The organism is Bradyrhizobium yuanmingense, assembly GCF_029167105.1.
In the GTDB taxonomy this organism is placed as follows: Bacteria; Pseudomonadota; Alphaproteobacteria; order Rhizobiales; family Xanthobacteraceae; genus Bradyrhizobium; species Bradyrhizobium yuanmingense_A.
The window spans coordinates 43,756-68,205 of sequence record NZ_JARFML010000014.1; the positions used below are offsets into that span (position 1 = coordinate 43,756).

The 24,450-nt window shown below is 66.5% G+C and carries 22 protein-coding genes; 20 read left to right on the plus strand and 2 right to left on the minus strand.

What is annotated here, in order from left to right; genetic code table 11:
• Positions 1-109 precede the first annotated feature (109 nt).
• From P0R31_RS19570 to P0R31_RS19665, 20 genes are all read left to right on the plus strand, one after another.
• A complete protein-coding gene (locus P0R31_RS19570) occupies positions 110-1,360 on the plus strand; it encodes an ABC transporter substrate-binding protein (RefSeq protein WP_275515654.1) in 1,251 nt (416 codons plus the stop codon).
• A 124-nt stretch (positions 1,361-1,484) separates the two neighbouring features.
• A complete protein-coding gene (locus P0R31_RS19575) occupies positions 1,485-2,309 on the plus strand; it encodes a helix-turn-helix domain-containing protein (RefSeq protein WP_275515656.1) in 825 nt (274 codons plus the stop codon).
• A gap of 284 nt (positions 2,310-2,593) precedes the next feature.
• Positions 2,594-3,604 (plus strand): branched-chain amino acid ABC transporter permease, encoded by a 1,011-nt coding sequence (locus P0R31_RS19580; RefSeq protein WP_275515657.1) that lies wholly within the window; start codon positions 2,594-2,596, stop codon positions 3,602-3,604.
• Between the two features lies 1 nt (position 3,605).
• Positions 3,606-4,688, plus strand: coding sequence for a branched-chain amino acid ABC transporter permease (locus P0R31_RS19585; protein ID WP_275515659.1), 1,083 nt, complete (start codon positions 3,606-3,608; stop codon positions 4,686-4,688).
• Complete coding sequence (locus P0R31_RS19590; protein ID WP_036023786.1) at positions 4,681-5,463, plus strand: ABC transporter ATP-binding protein; 783 nt, start codon at positions 4,681-4,683, stop codon at positions 5,461-5,463. The genes P0R31_RS19585 and P0R31_RS19590 overlap by 8 nt, the downstream gene beginning before the upstream one ends.
• A complete protein-coding gene (locus P0R31_RS19595) occupies positions 5,456-7,666 on the plus strand; it encodes an ABC transporter permease (protein ID WP_275515660.1) in 2,211 nt (736 codons plus the stop codon). The genes P0R31_RS19590 and P0R31_RS19595 overlap by 8 nt, the downstream gene beginning before the upstream one ends.
• Positions 7,667-7,669: 3 nt before the next feature.
• The gene (locus tag P0R31_RS19600; RefSeq protein ID WP_275515661.1) at positions 7,670-8,503 is read left to right on the plus strand and encodes a phosphoenolpyruvate hydrolase family protein; all 834 of its coding nucleotides are present in this window, start codon (positions 7,670-7,672) and stop codon (positions 8,501-8,503) included.
• Between the two features lie 27 nt (positions 8,504-8,530).
• On the plus strand, positions 8,531-11,446 hold the full coding sequence (locus P0R31_RS19605; RefSeq protein WP_275515662.1) for a flotillin family protein: 2,916 nt from the start codon (positions 8,531-8,533) through the stop codon (positions 11,444-11,446).
• 11 nt (positions 11,447-11,457) lie between these two features.
• Positions 11,458-11,895: an SRPBCC family protein gene (locus P0R31_RS19610; protein ID WP_011086163.1), complete on the plus strand. Its 438-nt coding sequence runs from the start codon at positions 11,458-11,460 to the stop codon at positions 11,893-11,895.
• A 2-nt stretch (positions 11,896-11,897) separates the two neighbouring features.
• Positions 11,898-12,341, plus strand: a complete 444-nt coding sequence (locus tag P0R31_RS19615; protein WP_275515663.1) for an SRPBCC family protein — start codon at positions 11,898-11,900, stop codon at positions 12,339-12,341.
• Positions 12,342-12,344: 3 nt separating this feature from the next.
• Positions 12,345-13,163 carry an FAD binding domain-containing protein gene (locus tag P0R31_RS19620; RefSeq protein WP_275515664.1) on the plus strand — a complete coding sequence of 273 codons (819 nt, stop codon included), beginning with the start codon at positions 12,345-12,347 and terminating at the stop codon, positions 13,161-13,163.
• A 6-nt stretch (positions 13,164-13,169) separates the two neighbouring features.
• Positions 13,170-13,646, plus strand: coding sequence for a (2Fe-2S)-binding protein (locus P0R31_RS19625; protein ID WP_275515666.1), 477 nt, complete (start codon positions 13,170-13,172; stop codon positions 13,644-13,646).
• Positions 13,647-13,655: 9 nt separating this feature from the next.
• Positions 13,656-15,248, plus strand: a complete 1,593-nt coding sequence (locus P0R31_RS19630; protein ID WP_275515667.1) for a xanthine dehydrogenase family protein molybdopterin-binding subunit — start codon at positions 13,656-13,658, stop codon at positions 15,246-15,248.
• Positions 15,249-16,271, plus strand: a complete 1,023-nt coding sequence (locus tag P0R31_RS19635; protein WP_036023767.1) for a xanthine dehydrogenase family protein molybdopterin-binding subunit — start codon at positions 15,249-15,251, stop codon at positions 16,269-16,271.
• 10 nt (positions 16,272-16,281) lie between these two features.
• A complete protein-coding gene (locus P0R31_RS19640; protein ID WP_275515670.1) occupies positions 16,282-17,163 on the plus strand; it encodes an AAA family ATPase in 882 nt (293 codons plus the stop codon).
• Positions 17,160-18,278, plus strand: coding sequence for a vWA domain-containing protein (locus tag P0R31_RS19645; protein WP_275515671.1), 1,119 nt, complete (start codon positions 17,160-17,162; stop codon positions 18,276-18,278). The genes P0R31_RS19640 and P0R31_RS19645 overlap by 4 nt, the downstream gene beginning before the upstream one ends.
• A complete protein-coding gene (locus P0R31_RS19650; RefSeq protein ID WP_275515672.1) occupies positions 18,275-19,159 on the plus strand; it encodes an amidohydrolase family protein in 885 nt (294 codons plus the stop codon). The genes P0R31_RS19645 and P0R31_RS19650 overlap by 4 nt, the downstream gene beginning before the upstream one ends.
• 30 nt (positions 19,160-19,189) lie before the next feature.
• Positions 19,190-20,038: an MBL fold metallo-hydrolase gene (locus P0R31_RS19655; protein ID WP_275515673.1), complete on the plus strand. Its 849-nt coding sequence runs from the start codon at positions 19,190-19,192 to the stop codon at positions 20,036-20,038.
• A gap of 19 nt (positions 20,039-20,057) precedes the next feature.
• The gene (locus tag P0R31_RS19660; protein ID WP_275515674.1) at positions 20,058-21,632 is read left to right on the plus strand and encodes an isochorismatase family protein; all 1,575 of its coding nucleotides are present in this window, start codon (positions 20,058-20,060) and stop codon (positions 21,630-21,632) included.
• Positions 21,633-21,635: 3 nt separating this feature from the next.
• Positions 21,636-22,262: an FMN-dependent NADH-azoreductase gene (locus tag P0R31_RS19665; RefSeq protein WP_275515675.1), complete on the plus strand. Its 627-nt coding sequence runs from the start codon at positions 21,636-21,638 to the stop codon at positions 22,260-22,262.
• Between the two features lie 27 nt (positions 22,263-22,289).
• Here the strand turns inward: P0R31_RS19665 and hydA are convergent, their stop codons facing one another.
• Positions 22,290-23,750, minus strand: coding sequence for a dihydropyrimidinase (gene hydA, locus P0R31_RS19670; RefSeq protein ID WP_275515676.1), 1,461 nt, complete (start codon positions 23,748-23,750; stop codon positions 22,290-22,292).
• Positions 23,711-24,442: a maleate cis-trans isomerase family protein gene (locus tag P0R31_RS19675; protein ID WP_275515677.1), complete on the minus strand. Its 732-nt coding sequence runs from the start codon at positions 24,440-24,442 to the stop codon at positions 23,711-23,713. The genes hydA and P0R31_RS19675 overlap by 40 nt, the downstream gene beginning before the upstream one ends.
• Positions 24,443-24,450: the final 8 nt, after the last annotated feature.

Consider the following 24,450-nt stretch of genomic DNA (forward strand, 5'->3'; position numbering starts at 1 on the left):
TGCAGCGCATCCGACTTCGGTTAGCTTTCCTCCAAAGCCGCGGGCTTCGAGAGCCACGGGCATCATACGGTTCGTCGCGGCAACAAGCGATGACACAGGGGAGGAGCACATGTCGAAATGCAGCATCGGACTGCTCGCGTTGAGCAGCCTGTTTCTTTCGGGCGCGGCGATCGCCCAGGAAAAGATCAAGGTGGGCGTGACCGCAACGCTCGAGGGCACGTACACGGTGCTCGGCGAGGACGGCATGCGCGGCCATCAGACCGCGCTCAACGTGCTCGGCAAGAAGGTCGGCGACAAGGAACTCGAATTCATCGTCGCTTCGACCGATGCAACGCCGGACTCTGCCGTTCGCGCCGTGCGCAAGCTGATCGAGCAGGACAAGGTGCAGATCCTGCTGTCGCCGCTCTCCGGCGACGAAGGCATTGCGGTGAAGAATTTTGCCAAGTCCCACCCCGGGCTGACGTTCATCAATGCCGCATCCGGCGCGCAGGAAACGACCTATGTCGACCCGGCACCGAACTTCTTCCGCTACAACATGGACGGCGCGCAGTGGCAGATCGGCCTCGGCAAATATGCCTATGAGGAGAAGAAGTATCGCAAGATCGCGACCGTCGGCGAGGACTATTCCTTCATCTATACCCAGGTGTTCGGGCTGGTGCTCGAGTTCTGCGGCATGGGCGGACAGGTCACCAACCGGCAATGGGTGCCGCTGGGAACGAAGGACTTCGCCTCCGTCATCGCCGCCCTGCCTGACGACGTCGACGCCATCTATCTCGGGCTTGGCGGCGCCGACGCCGTCAACTTCCTCAACCAGTATCAGCAGGCCGGCGGCAAGGCGCATCTGATGGGCGGTTCCATCATGATCGATCAGACCATCCTGTCGTCGAAGGGCAACGCCAAGAACGCGCTGGTCGGAACCATTGCGGCGAGCGGCCAGGCCGACACCTGGGAGGATCCGGGCTGGCAGAAGTTCGTGAAGGCCTATCAGGACGCCTTCCCGCCCAACAAGCGCTTCCCGAGCCCGTCGCTGCTCGCCACCAACTACTACAATTCAACCATGGCGCTGATCCTCGCACTGCGTCAGGTCAACGGCGATCTCTCCAACAACCAGGCCAAGTACAAGGAAGCACTGGCGAAGATCGAGCTCGACGCACCGAACGGCAAGATCAAGCTCGACTCCAACCGCCAGGCGATCGGCACCAACTTCGTCACCGAAGTCGTCGACGACGGCAAGGGCGCGCTGTTCAGCAAGGTCGTGAAGGTGATCCCGAACGTGAACCAGACGCTCGGCTACGACCCGGCCGTGTTTTCCAAGATCGGGCTGCCGAGCCGCACCGTGCCGGAATGTAAGAAATACTGACGCATCACGTCAGGCAGACGCAACCGGGGAGCGACTCGCTGACGCGGTCGCTCTCCGCTCTTGCAATCTCGGCGGTGTTGTTGAAGGCTGGCCGAAAAGACAAGAATGCTCGGGAGGGGAAGGCATGAGCCGTGCGCTCGCCGTCTTCCACGGCCGCTTCGGCCGGGCGACGGTTTATCAGTTGAACCGCCCTTTCAATATCCACGCCCATCGCGAAGGTCATCTGATCTTCCATGTCGGCGGCATGTCGGCATGCATTGACGTCTCCGACGGGCATTACGATCTCACCGAGACGTCGGTCGTCGCCGTCAATCCCTGGGAGCCGCACAACTTTCTGCCGACCGATCTTGACGGCGGCGCCATCTTCTTCGTGCTCTACGTCAACGCCGAATGGTTTGCGCCGGATGCCTCCGGCTCCGACCGGTTGCGCTTCGGCCGCACCCAGTTCAAGCGCACGCCAGCACTCGACAAGCACATCAGGCGGACCGCCGCGCTCGTGTGCGGCGCACCATCGCTCTCAAGTCTCGATTCCGAGCTGAGGCGGCTGATCGACATCTGCTACGACGAAAGCTGGCAGCAGGCCGAGATCGCGCGCGATCCGCGCGCAGGCGGCGTTACCGATTTTCGCGTCCGCAAGTGCATCAAGATGATGTCGGAGAGCCCGGGCGCTGAAATCGAGCTCGACACCATAGCGCGCGAATCCGGCCTCTCGCGACCGCATTTCTACCGGCTGTTCCGCGTGCAGACCGGCGTCACGCCGAACCTCTATCTCAACACGCTGATCATGGAACAGGCGCTCGAGGCGCTGGTGGCGAGCGAGGTGCCGATCGCCGATATCGGCTTCGATCTCGGCTTCTCCTCGCAGAGCGGTTTCACCCGTTTCTTCGCCGCCAATGTCGGGATGGCCCCGACCGATTATCGTCGCGCTGCCAAGGTTTTGCGCGCCTGAGCGCAGGCCACGAAAAGATACTCACGATCAAACGTCGCCCTCGCCGTCTGGCTAGGATGCCGGCAACGCGATCCCGAAAGAGGATCGCGAGTGACGGGAGGACGTTCGTCCATGGCAGGGCCAGCAGCCGGTAACGGTTTGCATGCCCCCTCACCCTGCTTGCAGGGAGAGGGTCGGGGTGAGGAGAAGTCTCCGCAAGCGCGGCGGCCGTTTGACCCGCGGAGACTCCCCCTCACCCGGCGCTACGCGCCGACCTCTCCCCGCAAGCCGGGCGAGGTGAAGCCATGAGCCGCTTCGTCGAACGCCATCCGGCTTGGGCGCTGATTACGATCATCGCGATTGCGGTCGGGCTCTGGCTGGTCTTCGCGGTCTGGCCGCCGGGGCTGGAAGAGGCGATCGGCCGCAAGCGCGTGTTCCTCAACGCGGTCTTCAACGGCATCACGCTCGGTGGCCTCTACTTCCTGGTTGCCAGTGGCTTCACGCTGATCTTCGGCCTGATGCGCAACGTCAACCTCGCGCACGGCTCGCTCTATCTGTTCGGCGGCTATGTCGGCTACGCCATCAGCACATCGTCCGGCTCGTGGATCCTCGGCTTCATCGTCGCCTTTATCCTGACCGCTGTCGTCGGCGTGCTGCTGCAGGTGATCGTGTTCCGCCGGATGGAGGGCCAGGATCTCAGGCAAACCATGGTGACGATCGGGCTGTCGATCGTGTTTGCCGATCTCATGCTGTGGGCCTGCGGCGGCGACTTCTACCAGATCCAGACCCCGAACTGGCTGATCGGTCCCATCGAGCTGCCGCTGGTGACTGCGATCAAATCCTCGGGCGATCCGGTCTATCTCAGATATCCACTCGTCAGGCTCGTGATCTTCGTGGCCTCCGTGGTCATCGGCGTCGCGATGTGGCTCGCGCTCAACCGCACCCGGATCGGCATGATCATCCGCGCCGGCGTCGACGACCGCGACATTCTCGCCGCGACCGGCGTGCGCATCCAGCTCGTCTTCGTCGGCGTGTTCGCCTTCGGCGCGGGGCTTGCCGGCATCGCCGGCGTCGTCGGCGGCACCTTCCAGTCATTGTCGCCCGGCGAAGACATCCGTTTCCTGCTGGCGTCCCTCGTCGTCGTGATCGTGGGCGGCATGGGCTCGATCCCGGGCGCCGCGCTCGGCGCACTGATCATCGGCCTCGCCGAGCAGCTCGGCTCGGTCTACATCCCGACCTACGCCATCGTCGTGACCTTCCTGATCATGGTGGTGGTGCTGGCGATCCGGCCGCAAGGCCTGTTGGCGAGGCGCTGAGATGTCGCTCGCCCACGATGCCCCCGTTGCCGTAGGCCGCACCACCAAGGCGCAGCCCGCGGCCCGGACATGGCCGGAGATCAACAACCCCGCCGCCTGGGCGGTCGCGGCCATTCTCCTGATCATGCCGCTGATCGCGAGCAGCTTCTTTCTGATCGAGATCTTCGCGACCACGCTGATCCTCGGCACCATGGCGCTGAGCCTGATGTTCCTCGCCGGCTATGGCGGCATGGTCAGCCTGATGCAGCTCACTATCGCGGGCTTCTCGGCCTACATGGTCGCGGTGTTCGGCGTCAGCGGCAACCCGAATATCAGCCTGGGCTGGCCTTGGTGGCTCGCGGTGCCGATGGCGCTGGCGCTGGCGACCGCCTTCGGCACGCTCGGCGGCGCGCTCGCGGTCCGCACCGAAGGCATCTACACCATCATGATCACGCTCGCGATCGGAGCGGCCTTCTATTATTTCACCAACCAGAACTGGGCGATCTTCAACGGTCATACCGGCATCAACACGGTGGCCACGCCGCACTTCTGGGGCGTGAACTGGCGCGCCGACATTCCCTTCTATTACATCGTGCTCGCCGTCGCCGCGCTCTGCTATTTCGCGGTCGAATACCTCTCGCGCGCGCCGTTCGGCCTGGCGCTCCAGGGTGTGCGCGACAATCCGCGGCGCATGGCGGCGCTCGGCTTCAACGTCAATGCGCACCGTGTCGCGGCCTATGCTTTCGCGTCTTTCGTCGCCGCGCTGGCCGGCGTGCTCCAGGTATGGAACTATCGCCAGATCTCGCCGGGTTCGGTCAGCGTCGGCGCCTGCATCGACGTGCTGATCATTGCCGTCGTCGGCGGCATCACCCGCCCGATCGGGCCCTTCATCGGCGCGCTGATCTTCGTGCTGCTGCGAACCTTCGCGCTCGACTTCCTGGTCCGGCTCGGACTAGACGGCAACCGCTTCCGCCTGCTGATCGGGCTCGGCTTCCTCGCCATCGTGTTCTGGTCCTCGGACGGCGTCATCGGCCTGTGGCAGCGCTGGCGCCAGCATCAACGGCGCGAGGTAAGCCGCGCCAGCGGAGGTCGCGGCCATGGATAGCGTCGCCCAACGCCTCTCCGCAGTCGGTGCCGGCGCTGCGCTGGAGCTGCGCGGCGTGACGCGGCTGTTCGGCGCGCTCGCCGCGCTGACCGACGTCACCATCACCGTGCGGCCGGGCGAGCGGCGCGCCGTGCTCGGCTCGAACGGTGCGGGCAAGACCACGCTGTTCAACTGCATCACGGGCGACTTCCCGCCCTCCTCCGGCACCATCCGCTTCTTCGGCGAGGACGTCACGCATTTCCCGCCCTATGAGCGTATCCGCCGCGGGCTGCGCCGCACCTACCAGATTTCGGCGCTGTTCCCCGGCCTCACCGTGCAGGACAACGTCTATCTCGCCTGCCGCGGCGTCTCGCGCGGACGCTTCTCGTTTCTGCGTCCGGGACAGAACGATGCGTTGATGCATGCGGCCGACAACCTGGTCCAGGCCGTGCATCTGTCCGCCGTGAAGGACCAGCGCGTGGCCGAGCTCGCGCACGGCCAGCAGCGCCAGCTCGAGATCGCGCTGGCGCTCGCCGGCGCGCCGCGCTTCGTGCTGTTCGACGAGCCGGCCGCGGGCCTGTCGCCGACGGAACGGGCCGAGCTGATCGAGATCCTGACCTCCCTGCCCGCGCACATCGGCTACATCATCATCGAGCACGACATGGACGTCGCGCTACGCGTCGTCGAGAGCGTCACGATGATGCACAACGGGCGCGTCTTCAAGGAAGGCCTGCCGGAGGAGATCCAGTCCGATCCTGAAGTGCAGGAACTCTATCTCGGAGGCGGCCATGAATGAGGTCCGCCGCAGCAGTCCTGCGCTCGAGGTCCGCGGGCTCGACGTCTATTACGGCCACTCGCATGCGCTGCAAGGCGTCGATCTCACATTGGATAGCGGCGTGTTCTCCGTCGTCGGCCGCAACGGCATGGGCAAGACCACGCTGTGCAAGGCGATCATGGGGCTGGTCGGCGTGAGCGGCGGCTCGATCCGCGTCCGCGGCGAGGATGTCACGCGCCGGCCGCCGGCCCAGATCGCCCGGCTCGGCGTCGGCTACGTGCCGCAGGGACGCCGTCTCTGGCGCTCGCTCAGCGTCGACGAGCATCTGCAGCTCGCCGGCGGCCTGCGTTCGGGCGCATGGACCGTCGAGCGCATCTACGACACATTCCCGCGCCTCGCCGAGCGCAAGGGCCACGGCGGCGGACAGCTCTCCGGCGGTGAACAGCAGATGCTGGCGATCTCGCGCGCGCTGCTGACCAATCCGCACTTGCTCATCATGGACGAGCCGACCGAAGGCCTCGCACCCGTCATCGTCGCGCAGGTCGAGGAGATGCTGCTGCGGCTGGGCGAAGACGGTGACATGTCCGTGCTCGTCATCGAGCAGAACATTGGCGTCGCCACCGCGATCTCGCGCAACGTCGCGATCATGGTCAACGGCCGCATCAACCGCATCATCGACTCCGCGCGCCTTGCCGCGGACCGCGAGCTGCAGCAGCGCCTGCTCGGCGTCGGGCTTCATGCGGAGCTCGAACCGGATATCGACGTCGCCGCATCCGGCGTCGAAGCGAAACCGACCCCGGCGCCACGGCGCGACGGGCCGGTGCGCATCTACATCTCCAACCCGACGCTGCCGACGCGATGGTCGCAACCGGTGCCGATCGCCCGCATCGAGGCCGCGGCCCGGACGCTCTCGACGCAAGTCGCCCGGCTCGACGAGACGGCGCGGCGCAAGCGCGAACCGGTGGCGGCGCAGGCTTCGGGCCCGCCGGTGGTGCTGGTCGTCGGCACGCTCGATACCAAGGGCCAGGAGCTGCGCTACATCCGCGACATAATAGCCGAAAGCGGCCTGCGCACGCGGTTGGTCGACGTCTCGACCAGCGGCAAGCATTCATCCTGCGATGTCTCGGCGCAGGAGATCGCCCTGAACCACGGCCGCGGCGGCTCCGCCGTATTCGGCACCGACCGTGGCGCCGCCGTGACAGCAATGGCGGATGCGTTTGCCAACTGGTTGCGGCGCCAGGGCAATGTCGCCGGCGTGATCTCCGCCGGCGGCTCCGGCGCGGCCTCGCTGGTCGCCCCGGGGATGCGCGCGCTCCCCGTCGGCGTGCCCAAGCTGATCATCTCCTCCGTCGCCTCCGGCGATGTCGGGCCCTATGTCGGCCCGGCCGACATCACGATGATGTACTCGGTCACCGACGTGCAGGGGCTGAACTCGATCTCGCGCGCAGTGCTCGCCAACGGAGCCAATGCGCTCGCCGGCATGGTCAAGGCGCGGCTCGACGCGCGTGCCGCAACGGCGCGCGAAGCCGGCGGGCTGCCCGCCATCGGCATCACCATGTTCGGCGTCACCACGCCGGCCGTGCAGAAGATCGCCGCCGACCTGCGCGACGACTTCGAATGCCTGGTCTTCCATGCCACCGGCGTCGGCGGACGCTCGATGGAGAAGCTCGTTGAGTCCGGCCAGCTCGCCGGCGTGATCGACCTCACCACGACTGAAGTCTGCGACCTCTTGATGGGCGGCGTGTTCCCAGCGACCGAGGACCGCTTTGGCGCGATCATCCGCAGCCGCCTGCCCTATGTCGGCTCGGTCGGCGCGCTGGACATGGTCAATTTTGGCGCGCCCGACACCATTCCCGAGCGCTATCGCGGCCGCAAATTCCACGTTCACAATCCGCAGGTGACGTTGATGCGGACGACGGTGGAAGAGAACGAGCGGATGGGCCGCTGGATCGGCGAGCGGCTCAACCAGATGGATGGCCCGGTGCGTTTCTTCCTGCCCGAAGGCGGCGTCTCCGCCCTCGACGCGCGAGGCCAGCCGTTCTGGGATCCGGATGCCGATGCCGCGCTGTTCCGCGCGCTGGAGCGGACCGTGCGGCAGACCGGCAACCGCCAGCTCATTCGTATCCCCAAGAACATCAACGATCCCGATTTCGCCGCCGCCATCGTCGGTGCATTCCGAAACCTGTTCGGGCGCACCGGGGTGCGGCGGAGACTCGCGAGGTGACCGATGGCCAGGTTTGAACGCGCGGCGCTGCTGAAAAGGTTTCGCGACATGGCAAGGCGCGGCGAGCCGATCGTCGGCGGCGGCGCCGGCACCGGGCTCTCAGCCAAATGCGAGGAAGCCGGCGGTGTCGACCTCATCGTCATCTATAATTCCGGCCGCTACCGCATGGCCGGACGTGGCTCGCTGGCGGGCCTGATGGCGTATGGCGATGCCAATGCCATCGTGCTGGAAATGGCGAGCGAAGTGCTCCCCGTGGTCGGCCAGACCCCGGTGCTGGCGGGCGTCAACGGCACCGATCCGTTCCGCGACATGGACGTCTTTCTCGACCAGCTGAAGGCGCTCGGGTTTGCCGGCGTCCAGAACTTTCCGACCGTCGGCCTGATCGACGGTACCTTCCGCGCCAATCTCGAAGAGACCGGCATGTCCTACGCGCTCGAGATCGACATGATCGCCAAGGCGCACGACAAGGACATGCTGACCACGCCCTACGTGTTCAGCGAGAAGGAAGCCGCGGCGATGGCGATCGCCGGCGCCGACATCATCGTCTGCCACATGGGCCTGACCACCGGCGGCACGATCGGTGCGCAGACCGCGCCAAAGCTTGGGGATTGCCCGGCGCGGATCGACACCTGGGCCAGCGCCGCGCTCAGCGTCAATCCGGACATCCTGGTGCTGGCGCATGGCGGCCCGATCGCCGATCCCGCCGACGCCGATTTCATCATGAAGAACACCCGTCATTGCCACGGCTTCTACGGCGCGTCCTCGATGGAGCGGCTGCCGGTGGAGCGGGCGCTGACGGAACAGGTGCGGCAATTCAAGGCGATCGGCGCGCGCTGACGCCTGATTGGTTCGAGGGAGGGAAAGATGTCAGGGATGCTGGTCGGTGAATTGATCCTCTGGCTGATCGTCGCGATCATCGTGATCGTGGTTGGCGTCTATATCGTGAACTGGCTGTACCACCGCTCCTCCAAGGAGACCTCGTTCGTCCGCACCGGCTTCCTCGGCGAACGCGTGGTGATCAATGGCGGCGCCTTCGTGCTGCCGTTCATCCACGACTACACGCCCGTCAACATGAACGTGCTGCCGATGGGCATCGTGCGTTCGAAGCAGGATGCCGTGATCACCCGCGACCGCATGCGCGTCGACATCGAGGCCGATTTCTATGTCCGGGTGCAGCCGACCCGCGAAGCCGTCTCGATCGCGGCCGCGACGCTCGGCCGCCGCACCCTGGAACCCGGGCAGCTCCATGCACTGCTGGCCGGCAAGTTCATCTCGGCGATCCGCTCGGTCGCCTCCGAGATGACCATGGAGGAGATGCACGAGCGTCGCGGCGACTACGTCGCGCGGGTCAAGACCGAAGCGGCGGAAGCTCTCGCCCAGAACGGCCTCGAGCTGGAATCGGTCGCGATCACCGATCTCGACCAGACCGATCTCGAGTTCTTCAACCCTTCGAACCGCTTCGATGCCGAAGGCCTGACCCGCTTGATGGAGGACATCGAGGCCAGGCGGAAGCTGCGCAACGACATCGAGCAGGATTCGATGATCAAGATCCGCTCCCGCAACCTCGAGGCCGAACGGCAGGCGCTGGAGATCGAGCGCGAGAGCGAGACCGCGCGCCTGGAGCAGGAACGCGATATCGAGATGCGCCGCGCGCTCCAACGCACCGAAGTCGCGCGCGAGCGAGCCCTGCGCGAGACCGAGGCCGAACAGGCGCAGATCTCCGCCCGCGAGGCCATCGAGCGCGCCCGCATCGCCAATGAGCAGGCGATCGCGGAAGCCCGCATCGCCTCCGAGCGCGAGACCCGCCAGAAGGAGATCGAGCGGACCCGCACCATCGAGGAAAAGGAGCTGCTGGCGCGCGAGGAGATCGAGAAGACTCGGATCGCCAACCAGCGCTCCATCGACACCACGCGTATCGCCTCGGAGCGCGAAGTGCGCCAGCGCGAGATCGAGCGGATGCGCACGATCGAGGAAGCCGAGATCGCCGCGCGCGAGGCGATCGAGAAAGCCCGGATCCAGCAGGACCGCGTCGTCACCGACGCCCGCATCGCCAATGAAGAGGAGACACGCCGCCGAGAGATCGAGCGGACGCGCGCGGTGGACGAGGCCGAGATTGCCGCACGCGAGGCCACCGAAAAGGCCCGCATCGCCCAGACGTTGATCGTCAATGTCGAGCGCATCTCCTCTGACGAGCGCACCCGCGCGCTGGAGATCCAGCAGGTGCGGACCATCCAGGAGGCCGAAATCGAGGCGCAGCGCGCGGTCGAGGCCGCCCGCATTGCACGCGAGCGGACGCTGGCTGCCGAGCGCATCGCCGCCGAACAGAACACTCGGCAGCTGGAGATCGAGCGCAACCAGGCACTGGACGTCGCCGGCATCGCCGCGCGCGAGACCACGGAAGCCTCGCGCATCGCCCAGGAGGAGCGCGTGCGCTCGCTGGAGATCGCCCGCAACCGCGCCGTCGAGGAAGCCGACATTGCCTCGCGCGAGGCGATCGAGGCGGCCCGCATCGCCCAGGAGAAGGCGGTTGCGGCCGAGCGCATCCAGGCCGAACGCGAGACGCGCGCGCTGGAGATCGAGCGGACGGGCGTGCTGGAGGCCGCCGAGCTGAAGCGGCGCGACGCCATCGAGCGGCAGCGCATCACGGTCGACCTGGCGCTCGAGGCCGAGCGGATCAATTCCTCCAAGAAGCGCGAAGTGCTCAACATCGAGCAGAAGAAGGCGGTCGAGATCGCGGACGAGGACCGCGTCATCGCGCTGTCGACCAAGAAGTCCGAGCGGATCGACGCCGACCGCCAGGTCCGGCAGGCCGAGATCGTCGCCCGCAAGGAGGTCGAGACGACCGACGTCTCGCGCGAGCAGGCGCTGGAGGCGGCGCGCATCGAGCGGCGGCGTGCGATCGAGCAACTCGAGGTCGCGCGCGTGCAGTCGCTCCAGGAGGCCGAGATCGCGGCGCGGGAGGAGGTCGAACGTGCCCGCATCGCCTCCGACCGCGGCCTCGACGAGGCCCGCATCGGCCGCGAGCGCGAACTGCGCAAGCTCGAGGTCAATCGCGAGAAGGACGTCGAGACGGTGCTGATGGAGAAGGCCATCGCCATCCATCAGAAGTCGCTGGAGGAGTCGGCCGCGCGCGCCGCCGCCGAGGAGGCGCGGATTCGGGCGACCGAAGCCGCCGAACGCGTCGTTACCGCCCGCGAAAGCGAGATCGCCAAACGGCGCAAGACCGTGGAGGTCCTGCTGGCGGAGAAACAGGCGGAGGAGACCCGCATCGCCGCCGAAGCCGAGCGTGTGCGCGCCGCAGTCGAGGCGGAGGCGCAGCGCATGCTGAACGAGGCCGAGAACGTGCTAACCGACCAGGCCCGCTACTCGCTGTTCCGCAGAAAGCTGCTCGACCGCATCGAGGGCATCGTGCGCGAGAGCGTCAAGCCGATGGAGAAGATCGAGGGCATCCGCATCCTCCAGGTCGACGGGCTCAACGGCAACGGCCATGGCAACGGCAATGGCGGCCGCAGCGCCACCGACGAGGTGATCGACTCGGCGCTGCGCTACCGCGTCCAGGCGCCGCTGATCGACTCGCTCCTGTCCGACATCGGCGTCGAAGGCGGCAGTCTGGCCAAGATGCCCGGCCTGATCCGCGAGGCCCGCGACATGCAGGGCATCAAGGAGGCCGCGCGCAAGAGCGGTGGCGGCGGGAGCGGTGGCGACAAGCCGGCAACCTCCCCGCCTGCGGCCGAGGGCGGCGAGCCGCCGGCCGAGCGCGGGCCGCGGAAGAAGAGCTGAGGTCTTAAGCGATGGCCCGCGTCTACGTCTCCACCGTCGTCAACGCCCGCAACGACCGCGTCTGGGCGCGGGTGCGCGATTTCAATGGCCTGCCGAACTGGCATCCGGCCATCGCCGAAAGCCGGATCGAGGGCGGCGAGCCCTCCGACAAGATCGGTTGTGTCAGGGATTTCCGGCTGCGCAACGGCGACCGCATCCGCGAGAAGCTGCTCGGCCTCTCCGATTACGACATGTTCTGCACCTACTCGATCCTGGAATCGCCGATGGGCGTCGAGAACTACGTCGCCACCCTGCGCCTGACGCCAGTCACCGACGGCGACCAGACGTTCATGGAATGGACCGCGGAATTCGACTGCGCGCCGGAACGGGAGACCGAGCTCGTCAACAATATCGGCGGCGGCGTGTTCCAGGGCGGCTTCGACGCCCTGAAGCGCGTGTTCGGAGGCTAACCGTGCCGCATATCGTCAAGAGCACGATCCTGAACGCTCCGACGGACGCGGTTTGGCACGTGCTGCGCGATTTCAACGGTCACGACCGCTGGCACCCGGCGGTGGCGACCTCCGCGATCGAACGCGCGCAGGCTTCCGACAAGATCGGCTGCGTCCGGCGATTCAAGCTGAGGGACGGCTCGGAGCTGCGCGAGCAGCTGCTGGCACTGTCCGATCTCGAGCAGACCTTCAGCTATTGCCTGCTCGATACGCCGGTCCCGATGTTCAACTACGTCGCCCATGTCCGGCTGCTGCCGGTGACCGATGGCGACCGCACCTTCTGGCACTGGGAATCGCGCTTCACGACGAAGCCGGAGGACAAGGACCGCATCACCCACATGGTCGCCGAGGACATCTATCAGGCCGGATTCGAAGCGATCCGCCGCCATCTGAAGGAGGCCGCTTAAGCCATGGCCGTGACGGTAAAGACCTTTGCGAATGCGAGCGAGGCGGCGGGCGCGCTGTCGTCGGACCGGAGCGCGCGCTATCTCGGCGGCGGCACGCTGGTGATGCGTGCGTTGAACGAAGGCGACGTGTCGATCTCGACGATCGTCCGGGCGCATGACCAGGCGCTTACCCGGATCGATGCCTCAGGCCCGCGCATCACGCTCGGTGCCGGCGTGACCTTCGCGCGCGTGCTCGCCGAGCGCGACCTCGCCTTCCTGCATGCCCCTGCCCGCTCGATCGGCGGTCCCGCCGTGCGCAATATGGGCACAATCGGCGGCAATCTGTTCGCGCCGAACCCTTACGGCGATTTCGCTGTGGCGCTGCTGGCGCTCGACGCCACCATTGCGGTTCAAGGCGGATTCGGCTCGCGCGATATTCCGATCGAGGAGTTTCTGCAGGGGCGCGAGCGCCAGGCCGGGACGCTGGTGCTGTCGGTGTCCTGCACGCGGCCGGCCAGCACCGAGGCGTTCCGTTATCGCAAGATCGCGCGCATCAAGCCGAAGGGTGGCTCTGTCATCACGCTTGCCGCGCATCTGCCGGTCAGCGGCGGACGGATCGCGGGCGCGCGGATTGCGCTGGGCTCGATGGCGCCGACCCAAATCCGCGCCCGCGCGGCCGAGCGCGCATTGGAGGGCCGCTCGTTGGATACTGCGACCATCGCAGCGGCCGCTTCGGCAGCAACGGAAGGAACATCGCCATCCGACAACGCGCTCGGCAGCGCCTGGTATCGCCGCGAGATCGTCGGCGTGCATTTGCGGCGCTTGCTGTCGGGACAGGAATAGCTCGCCATGACAAAAATCCCCCTGCAGTTTCGCCACAACGGCCGCGACGTCGCGATCTTCGTCGACGGCGGCACCAACCTGCTCGTCGCGCTGCGCGAGCTGATCGGCGACATGACGCCGAAATTCGGCTGCGGCCAGGGTGGCTGCGGCACCTGCAGCGTCGTGATCGACGGTGAGCTTCACCTCTCCTGCCTGACTCTCGCCGAGAGCGTTGCGGGCCGCTCGGTCGAGACGCTCGACGGCATGAAGCAAGGCCCGAACCTGCATCCGCTGCAACGCGCCTTCGCCGACAACTTTGCCGCCCAGTGCGGCTATTGCACGCCGGGCATGCTGATGGCCGCAAAGGCGCTGCTCGACCGCAATCCCGCCCCGAGCCGGGCGGACGTGGTCGAGGCGATCTCCGGCAACATTTGCCGTTGCACCGGCTACGAGCCGATCATCAATGCCATCCTCGCCGCCGCGGGCGGCCGGGCCAGCGCCTGAGGTCAGACCATGCTGGAAATGCGCAAGGACATCTTCGCCGACGAGCGCGATGACAATCTCAAGGAGATCGGCAAAGGCACGCAGCGCCAGGACATGCTCGGCCATATCACGGGCACGTCGAGCTATTTTGGCGATCATAACCTCCAGGGGATGCTGCACCTGAAGGTCGTCCGCTCGACCCAGGCTCATGCCAGGCTGCGCCGCATCGACACCACGGAGGCCGAGCGCTCCGCCGGCGTGCGCCGGATCATTCGCGGCGCGGACGTACCACGCAACCTCAACACGCTGCTCAGCCTGATCAACTTCGGCAAGGACGACGAACCGTCGCTGGCGGTCGACAAGGTCCGCTACAAGGGCGAGCCGATCCTTGCCATCGTCGCCGATAGCGAGCGCGAGGCGTTCGAGGCGATCGCGAAGGTCAAGATCGACTACGAGCCGCTGCCGACCGTGTTCGACGTCGAGGACGCACTCAAGCCCGGCGCGCCTGTTGTCAACGAGACCTATCCGAAGAACGCCTTCATCTATCACGACGTCTACGATCACCAGCGCCTGCGCTTCGGCGACGCTGATGCCGCGCTCGCAACCGCCGACCATGTGCTCGAGCAGCGCTACCAGATGTCGCCGATCGAGCACGCGCCGACCGAGACCAACGGCGCCATCGCCGCGCCCGACACCAACGGCCGCTACATCGTCTATACCTCGACCCAAGCGCTGTTCTTCTCGGTCGACACCTGCGCCAAGATCCTCGACGTGCCCTCCAACACCTTCCACTTCATCGGCGGCACCGTCGGCGGCGGCTTTGGCGGCAAGGTCGACACCTTGACCGAGCCGCTCGCGATCCTCGGCGCCATGCTGACGGGGCGCCCGGTGCGCTACGTGTTCGGCCGCGAGGAGGAGATGCAATACGGCCCTCCGCGCGGCGCCGAGCGCATCTACATCAAGGACGGCGTGATGCGCGACGGCCGCATCGTCGCCCGCAAGATCCGCGCTTTTTTCGACAGCGGCGCCTATACGCGGTTGTCGAGCTATGCCGCGGTGAAATGCGCCGCGCACTTGCCGGGCCCCTACACCATCCCGAACGTCTATGGCGACGTCTATTGCGTCTTCACCAACCGCACGCCGGCGACCGCCATGCGCGGCTTCGGCGTCACTGCGATGGACTTCGCCATCGAATGCCAGATGGACAAGCTCGCAAACCTCGTCGGCATGGACCCCATGGAGTTCCGGATTCTGAACGCCTATCGCGACGGCGACATGAAGGCGCACCGGCGCGAGGCCAAGAACACCGCTCTGATCGAATGCGTCCAGGTCGCGGCCGAAAAGGCCAAATGGCCGATCCGCGACGAGTTCAGGCGCGCCTCATCGCGCAAGGACGGCGGCGGCAGCCGCGCCGTGATCCCGCCGACACCGACGGATTCCCGGGCGCGGCCGGCCGCGCCTGTGCAGCAGCGCACGAGCTATGATCGCGCGCCGATGACCGCGACGCGGGAGCCGCCGCGCGAGCCACCGCCGCCGGCGCCGCCTCCTCCCCCGCCGCGCCCGGCCGCGCCTTCACACGGCGCCACCCGTTTCTCCTCCGTCTTCGGCACCAGGAGGCGCTAGATGACCCGGCATCGCGGACGCGGCATGGCATCGATCAACTATCCCATCGGCATGAATCTCGGCGGCGATCCGAGCCAGGCGCTGGTGCATTCCAACCCCAGCGGCAAGTTCACCGTGGCCCTGTCCTCGATCGACCTCGGCCAGGGCATGAAGTCGGTGACGCGGCAGATCTGCGCCGAGACGCTCGGCGTGCCGGTCGAGGACGTCTATGTCGACACGGCGGACTCCGACACCGGCCCGCATTGCATGGGCTCGTTCGCCTCGCGCGGCACCCATCGCGTCGGCAACGCCGTGATGGCCGCCGCCCGCGAGGCGCGCGGCGTGATGATGGAGGCCGCCGCCGAGGAGCTCGAGGTCAACGCCGCCGATCTCGAGACCGACGGACGCGGCAACATCCACGTCAAGGGCGCGCCGCACCGTTCGATCTCGACCAAGGACGTCGCCATCGCCGCGCAGTTCAAGCAGGGCAAGACCATCTCCGGCCGCGGCATCTTTCTCGTGCCGCTGTCGGACGTCGACCCCGAAACCGGCGAGATGTCACCGGCGACCTGTTACGCACATGCCTGCCTCGTCGCCGAGGTCGAGGTCGATGACGAGACCGGCGAGGTCGCGATGGTCCGGATGGACTCCGCCTACGAGCTCGGCCGCGCGCTGAATCCGCGCTTGGTCGAGCAGCAGCTCGTCGGCGGCGCCTGGATGGGCGTCAGTCACGCGCTCTACGAGACGCCGGAGCCGTACTATCCCGATCCCGTCCACGGGCCCCGCGACTTCGTCGAATATCTGATGCCCGGTCCCGGCGACATCTGCCCGCACGATATTGCCGTGCTGGAGCGTCCCGCCCCCGACGGTCCGTTCGGGGGAAAAGGCCCTGGCGAGATGTGTGCCAACCCGGTGCTGCCGGCGGTGGCGAATGCGATCTTCAACGCAGTCGGCGTGCGTATCGACGACCTGCCGATCACCCCGGAAAAGGTGTTGCGCGCGATCAAGGCGCAAGGCGGCGCACGGCCGCAAGCGCGGCGCTAGAGGATCGGCCGTGGCGGTTCGCAGCAACATCGTCGGCATCGACAGCCCGGAGGCGCTGGAGAGGGCGTTGCGCGCGGCGTATTATCTCGCCGACGAAGGGCTCGCGACCGCCGCCTATCTTGGCCTTGCGCTCGGCAAGCCGCTGCTGCTGGAGGGCGCGCCCGGCGTCGGCAAGACGGAGGCGGCAAAGGCAATAGCTGCCGTGCTCGGCCGCCGCCTGATCCGCCTGCAATGCTACGAGGGCATCGACGCATCTGCCGCGCTCTATGAGTGGAACTATCCGCGCCAGATGCTGGCGATCCGCCAGGCCGGCGATGAGAGCATCGACATCTATGGCGAGACCTTCCTGATCGAGCGTCCCATGTTGGCAGCGCTGCGGGCGCCTGATTCCACCGTGCTCCTGATCGACGAGATCGACCGCGCCGACCAGGAGTTCGAGGCCTTCCTGCTCGAATTCCTCTCCGACTTCCAGATCTCGATTCCCGAGCGCGGCACGGTTCGCGCGGCCGAGCGTCCTGTCGTCGTGCTCACCTCGAACCGGACGCGCGATCTGCACGAAGCCTTGCGCCGCCGCTGCGTCTATCACTGGATCGACTATCCCAGCGCCGAGCGGGAGGCGCGGATCATCATGATGCGCGCATCCAGCGTCGCCGAAGCCACGGCCCGCGCCGTTGTCGCGGCCGTCGAGAGATTACGTCGCGAGCCGCTGAGCAAGGCCCCCGGCATCGCCGAAGCCGTCGACTGGGCCGAGGCCGCGACCCTCCTCAACAAGGGCGGCGCGCGCTGGCCTGATGCCTTCAAACGCTCGATCGGCGTGGCGCTGAAGGACGAAGAGGACCTGCACTTCATCGCGCCCCGGCTCGATGCCCTGCTCGCGGAGGCGACCGCATGAGCACCGAGCTGCAGCTCCCGCGCGCTGCCCGCACCTTTGTTTCCTTCGTCGCGCTGCTGCGCGCCAACAGCTTCGCCGTTGCGCCGGAGCAGACGACCGCGTTCCTGGCCGCGATCGCGCTGCTCGGACCGCGCAAGCTCGAGGACATCAAGCAATCTGCACTCGCCACCCTCGCCCCGTCGCCCGAGCGCCGCGCCACCTTCGATCGTCTGTTCGACCTGCATTTCCGCGGCAGCGAGGCGATCGAACATGCCGAGGACGGCGAAGACGACGAGACCGTCCGTCTGCAGGAGGAAGGTCGCGGCGACGAGGAGCCCTTGCTCTCCGACGACGCCAACGAGTCCGGCCTGACTGCATCGCGCACCGAGGCGCTGGTCGAGCGCCGCTTCGCGCAGCTCTCCACGACCGATGCCCTTCGACGCCTGGCACGCGAGGCGCCGCGGCGCCTGCCGCGGCGGCGCGGGCACCGCCGCATGCGGGCGCGCCGCGGCCCCTTCGCCGATCTCCGCCGCACCCTGCGCGACAGCGTCCGCAGCGACGGCGAGATCCTGCGCCTCGGTCACATGAAGCGGCGGCAACGCCCGCGCAAGGTCTTGCTGCTGATCGACGTCTCCGGCTCGATGAAAAGCCGCACCAAGGAGAATATGAAGCTTGCGCACACGCTGGTGCAGGCCGCCCCGAATGTCGAGGTCTTCACCTTCGGCACGCGGCTGACCCGTGTCACCCGCGCGCTGCGGCTGAAACGCCGCGAGCAGGCGCTGAGCGCTGCGTCCCATCTGGTCAGCGACTGGGACGGCGGTACCCGCATCGGCGACGCGCTGCAAGCCTTCCTGGCGGTCCCACGGTTCGGCGGCTACGCCCGCGGCGCCGCCGTGGTCATCCTATCCGACGGGCTCGAGCGCGGCGAGCCGGACGCCCTTCGCGACGCCGTCGCGAAACTGTCGCGGCGGGCCTGGCGCCTGAGCTGGCTGACGCCGCTCGCGACAGGCCCCGCGTTCCGTCCGCAGACCGAAGCGCTGGTCGCGATCGAACGCTTCGTCGACGATCTCGTGGACGGCGGGTCGAGCGCCTCGATCGTCGCCCACGTCCTGGCATTGGGAAGGAGAGCTGCGTGAACGGTATTGTCGACGGCCATCATCACATCTGGCGGCAGGCCGATCTGCCCTGGCTGACCGGCCCCATGCAGCCCCGCATCTTCGGACCGTACGAGCCTATTAGGCGCGATTATCCGATCCAGGAATATCTCGACGATCTCAAGGACAGCGGCGTCACCCGCTCCGTCTATGTGCAGACCAATTGGGCGCCCGAGCATTTCGAGGAGGAGGCCGCCTGGGTGCAGCGCACGGCCGACGAATACGGCTGGCCGCACGCCATCGTCGCCTACGCCAATTTCGCGGCCGACGACGTCCGCCCGCAGCTCGACCGCCTCAAGCGCTATCCGCTGCTGCGCGGCGTGCGCATGCAGCTGCACTGGCACGAGAACCCGCTCTACCGGTTCGCGTCGCGTCCGGATCTCTGCGCCGATCCGGTGATCCGTCGCAACGTCGCGCGTCTTTCCGATTACGACTGGAGCTTCGACCTGCAGGTCTTCACGCCGCAGATGCCGGATGCAGCACAGCTCGCCGAGTCCTGCCCCGACGTGACGTTCATCCTGCAGCACGCCGGCATGCTCGAGGATCTCTCGCCGGCAGGACGCGCGGCCTGGCGCGCCGGGATGGCCCGGCTCGCGACCTGTCCGAACGTGGTCTCGAAACTGTCCGGGCTCGGCACCTTCATCCATCGCAACGATCCCGCGCATATCGCCGCCGTGCTCACTGATACCGTCGCGATCTTCGGCGCCGAGCGCTGCCTGTTCGGCTCCAATTTTCCCATCGAGAAATTGTGGACCAGTTATCGCGAGCTCGTCGCAGCCTTTCGCGCAGCCGCCGCCACGTTCAGTGCGGAGCAGCAGGATGCGATCTTCAGGACGACGGCGACGCGCGTCTATCGACTTTGACAGACAAGAAACGAGACAGGAGGGAAACGAATGGCGCTGGAGATCAAGATCCTGGACTACGGCGATATCGAGCTGGAATCGAGCTTTCTGGTGCTCGGCCGCGACTGCGGCCGCACCCGCCGCGTCCTCACCCTCGGCTTCCTGATCCTCGGCGGCCCCTATCCGATCGTGGTCGACACCGGCTATCGCTCCAACCAGATCATGGAGACGCTGGGCATGCGCGGGCTCCAGTATCATGAGAACATGATAGAGAACCAGCTCGCGCGCCACGGCGTGCGCATGGGCGACGTCCGCTTCGTCTGCCACACCCATCTGCACATTGACCACGCAGGCAAGGACGATCTGTTTCCCATGAACACGACCGTCGTGCTCAACCGCAAGGAGCTCGAATATTCCGTCTCCGGGTTGATGCATCCGCAATATCCCGCGCCGGACATCAAGCACCTGATCGACCGCCTGCACACCAAGAGCGCGCTGCGCTTCCTGGATCTGGAGATCACCGGACCGATCGAGCTGATGCCGGGCGTCTATTGCGATGCCGCCAACGCCCACACCGAGGGTTCGATGAACATCATCGTCCACACGGCCGACGGCATTGCGACCATCTGCGGCGATGTGATCTACGATTTCAACGACCAGATCGTCACGCCCTTCCACGAAATCCACGATTGGGAGCCGCGTACCACCGGCAACCATGGCACCACCAAGCGCGCAGAAAAGGCGGCGATCAAGAAGCTGCTCAGCAATTCGCGCTACCTGCTCCCGGTCCACGACCGGCCCGCCAAGATCGAAGGCGGCAACGTCGTGGGGCGACTGCATGATCAGGTCCCCGGCCCTATCGTGCAGTCGCTCCCCCAGCGCAACTGGTTCCCGGCTTAAGGTTGTCGAGGATCGACCGATGACGCATGTGACGCTGCGAAGCGAGTTCGAAACCCTGATCGACCCCTATGCGCCGGTCGCACAGATCGGCACCGGCTTCGACTTCACGGAAGGGCCGATCTGGCACCCGGTCGATCATTATCTGCTGTTCTCGGACATGCCGGCCGACGTGCGGCGGCGCTGGGATGCGCGGCGCGGCGTCGTCGAGGTCAAACGCCCGTCGAACAAATGCAACGGCATGACCTATGACGCCGAGCTCAATTTGATCGTCTGCGAGCACGCGACCTCGTCGCTGGTCCGCGAACGCCCGGACGGACGGCGCGAGGTGCTGGCTTCGCATTTCGGCGGCCAGGAGCTCAACAGCCCGAACGACGTCTGCGTGCACTCATCCGGCGCGATCTATTTCTCCGATCCATGGTATGGCCGCATGCCGGTCTATGGCGTCGAACGGCCGCGCCAGCTCGGCTTCCAGGGCGTCTATCGCGTCGTGCCCGGCGGCGAGCCGAAGCTCATGGTCGAGCGCAATTTGTTCGACCAGCCGAACGGGCTATGCTTCTCGCCGGACGAGAGGCTGCTCTATGTCAACGACACCGTGCAAGCCCTGATCCGCGTATTCGACGTCAACAACGACGGCTCGCTGTCCAATGCGCGCGTGTTTGCGAGCGGCATCAAGTCGGAGCTCGAGCCTGGTCTGCCCGACGGCATGAAGTGCGATCAGCACGGCAATGTCTGGGTCACCGCGCCCGGCGGCGTCTGGGTCTATTCGCCGCGCGGCGAGCTGCTCGGCAAGGTTCGCCTGTCTGAGCTCGTCGCCAACCTCGCCTGGGGCGGGCCGGATTTCCGCACGCTCTATCTTACCTCGACGCATTCGGTGTATGCGATCCCGACCCGGGTCGGCCCGCGGCATGAGCCCTATATGAGTGGCAGGCGCGCTGGCGGCGGAACAAGCCCGAGCTCATCGCCAGCCGCGCCTATTCTGACCGAGGGCGAGATGCGGCTCGATCCGCAACGCTGCGCCATGATCATTCAGGATCTCCAGAACGACGTCATCATGGACGGCGGGGCTTTCGCCGAGTCGGGCGCGCCGGGTCATGCCAAGCAGCAGCATGTCGTGGAGAATGTGCGGCGCCTCGCGGAGGCCGCGCGCGCCCGCGGCGTCACCATCATCCATGTCTGGTTCGTGGTCGAGCCCGGCGCGCCCGGCGTTACGCTGAACGCTCCGTTGTTCGAGGGCCTGGTCGACAGCAAGGCGATGGTGCGCGGGAGCTGGGGCGCGGCCCCGGTTTCAGGCCTCGAGCCCCGGCCCGGCGATTTCGTTGTCGAGAAGATGCGGATGAGCGCCTGGGAAGGCACGCGGCTGGAGACGATCCTGAAAGCGACCGGCCGCGACATGATCATCAACACCGGCGCCTGGACCAACATGTCGATCGAGCACACGGCGCGGACCGGCGCCGACAAGGGCTATTTCATGATCGTGCCCGAGGATTGCTGCTCGACCATGAATGCCGACTGGCACAACGCATCGATCAATTTTGCGATGCAGAACGTCGCGGTGGTGACCAGGGCCGACGCCTTGATCAGAGCGCTGGGATGAGCGGTGGCAAAGCTCCTGCACTTGTCCTGCTCGCCGCGCGCCGAGTCCGTCTCGACCGCCGCCGCGCTCGTTTTCCTCGACGGCTTCCGCCAGGCCCGGCCGGATTGGGACATTGATGTCGTGGACATCTGGCGTGAGCGGATGCCGGAGTTCACCGGTCCGATCGTCGAGGCCAAATATGCGCGCATGAAGGCTCAGGGCTTCACCGATGCACAGCGCGACAGCTTTGCCGAGGCCGAGCGAATGGCGCTGCGCTTCTCGCTTGCCGATCGCGTGCTGATCTCGACCCCGATGTGGAACTTCGGCCTTCCCTACAAGCTGAAGCAGTGGTTCGACATCATCGTCCAGCCCGGCCTCACCTTTCGGTTCGATCCGTCGCAGGGATATCTGCCGCTGCTCAAGGACCGGCCGACGCTGGTGATCATCGCAAGCGGCAGCGATTTTGCCACCGGCATGAACCGCGGCCGCATCGACATGGCAACGCCCTACTTGCGGGAAATCCTGCGCTTCATCGGGATCAGCAATGTCCGCTTCGTGCTGATCGGTCCAACCACGGGACCGCAAGCGCCGATCGATGAAGCCCGTGAAAGGGCTCATCAACGCCTCGCTGCGGTCGCCGCGACCTTCTGAAACGCGATGACAGCGTGTCGAACTGGATCAGATCAGGCTCGACTTGCCCCGGCTCAGCACCTGGCCTGCGCCTTTGGCGCCGACGATCCGCCCCTCGCTGCAGACCACCTGGCCCCTGGCGATCGTCGTCACCGGCCATCCCGTGACCTCGAAACCTTCCCAGGGCGTGTAATCCGCGCCGTGATGCAGATCGGCCTGCCGGATCGGCTTCTTCAACTTGGGATCCCAAAGAACGATGTCGGCATCGAAACCGACGCCGATCGAGCCCTTGCGCGGATAGAGGCCGTAGATGCGGGCGTGGTTGGTCGCGGTCAACTCGACGAACTTCTGCAGGGTGATGCGTCCCTTCGAGACTCCTTCGGAGAACAGGATCGGCAGCCGCGTTTCGACGCCGGGGATGCCGTTCGGCACCCAGCGGAAGGAGGTGCGGGCGTTCGGCGTCAGCTTGCCCTTGGGGTCGTCGTAGCGGAACGGGCAATGATCGGACGAGAAGGTCTGGAACACGCCCGACGTAATGCCCTCCCAGATCGCCTCCTGGCTCTCGACATCGCGCGGCGGCGGCGAGCAGACATATTTCGCGCCCGTGATGTCCATGTTGAGGCCTTTCATGTCGTCGGCCGTCAGCGTGATGTATTGCGGGCAGGTCTCGGCATGAACGGGCAGGCCGCGCTGCTGGGCCCAGCGTACCTGCTCCATCGCCTCGCGTCCGGAGACGTGCACGATCATGATGGGAACGCCGATCACCTCGGCATGGCTGATGGCCCGGTGCGTCGCCTCGCGCTCGACCGCCTGCGGCCGCGAGGTGCCGTGATAGTACGGCGCGATATGACCTTCGCGCTCCAGCTTGCTGGTCAGGAAACGGATGGCGTCGTAGCCCTCGCAATGGACCATGACCAGCGCCTCCTCGCGGCGCGCGACCTCGAAGACTTCGAGCAGCTGCTTGTCGCTGAGCACGAGGTCGTCATAGGTCATGAACACCTTGAACGAGGTGTAGCCGTCCTTGACCAGCGCCGGCAGCTCCTGCCCCAGCACCACGGCAGTCGGATCGGATATGATGAGATGGAAGGCTGTATCGATGTAGCACTCACCTTCGGCGAGCTTGCGATAGTTCTCGACACAGCTGCGCAGCGAGGTGCCTTTCTCCTGCAGCGCGAAGGGCAGCACCATGGTGTTGCCGCCGGCCGCCGCCGCGCGCGTCGCCGAGGCAAAATCGTCGGCCATCACCACGTCGGGGCCCGAGGGCTGCGAGATGTGGACGTGGCTGTCGATGCCGCCCGGCAGCGCCAATAGGCCGGTCGCATCGATCTCGCGGGCCGCGCCCTCGATGCTATCGGCGATGCTGACGATGCGGCTGTCGCGAATGCCGATATCGGCGCGAAACTCGTCGCTGGCCGTCACGATGGTGCCGCCGCGGATGGCGAGGTCGAGCTGCGTCACTGATGTCTCCGTCACCTGATATTTGGCATTGTCTGGAAGATCCGCCCCCATTGCGCAAGGGCCGTCACATCGCCGCCGGCGAGACAGAGGCTCCGCCACAGCGTCACCGCGACCGAATCGAGCACGGCGATGTCCAGCTCCCGCTCCAGCGTGGCCGCAAGCGCCGCACCATCGAGATTGGTGCAGAGGATGACGATCGCGTCAGCCCCCTCCGCCGCTACGGCGCGGATCATATCCGTGATCGTCGACGGCGCGACTTCGCCAAAGGAAAAGTTGTCGCGCAAGCCGAGATGCCGCTCGGCATGCGGGGCGATCCCCTCCTCGGCCCAGACGTCGGCAATGCGCCGCTGCACGTCGTCGGTATAGGGCGAGACCAGGCCGACGCGCCTCGCGCCGAGCGCGCGGGCCGCATCGATGCAGGCCAGCGTCGATGTCGTTGCCGGGATATTTGTGCGGGCCGTGATCGCCTCGCACAGGCTGCGGTCGCGGCCGACGCCGAGCCAGCTTGCGGACGTTCCGTTCCAGGCGATCGCGTCGACCTTGGCATCCGCCAGCAGATCGGCCGCCGGCAACATCACCGAGGCATCGAACTGGCTTAGCGCGGCGGCATCGAGCGCGATCTCGGTGACGCGGAAGCGCGAGAAATGCGCGGTGACGCCGGAGACACCGGCCAGCATGGCGCTGGTGACGGGCTCCAGCACCGAGTTGGAGGACGGCGTGATCATGCCGAGGCGTTTGCGCATGGCGATAC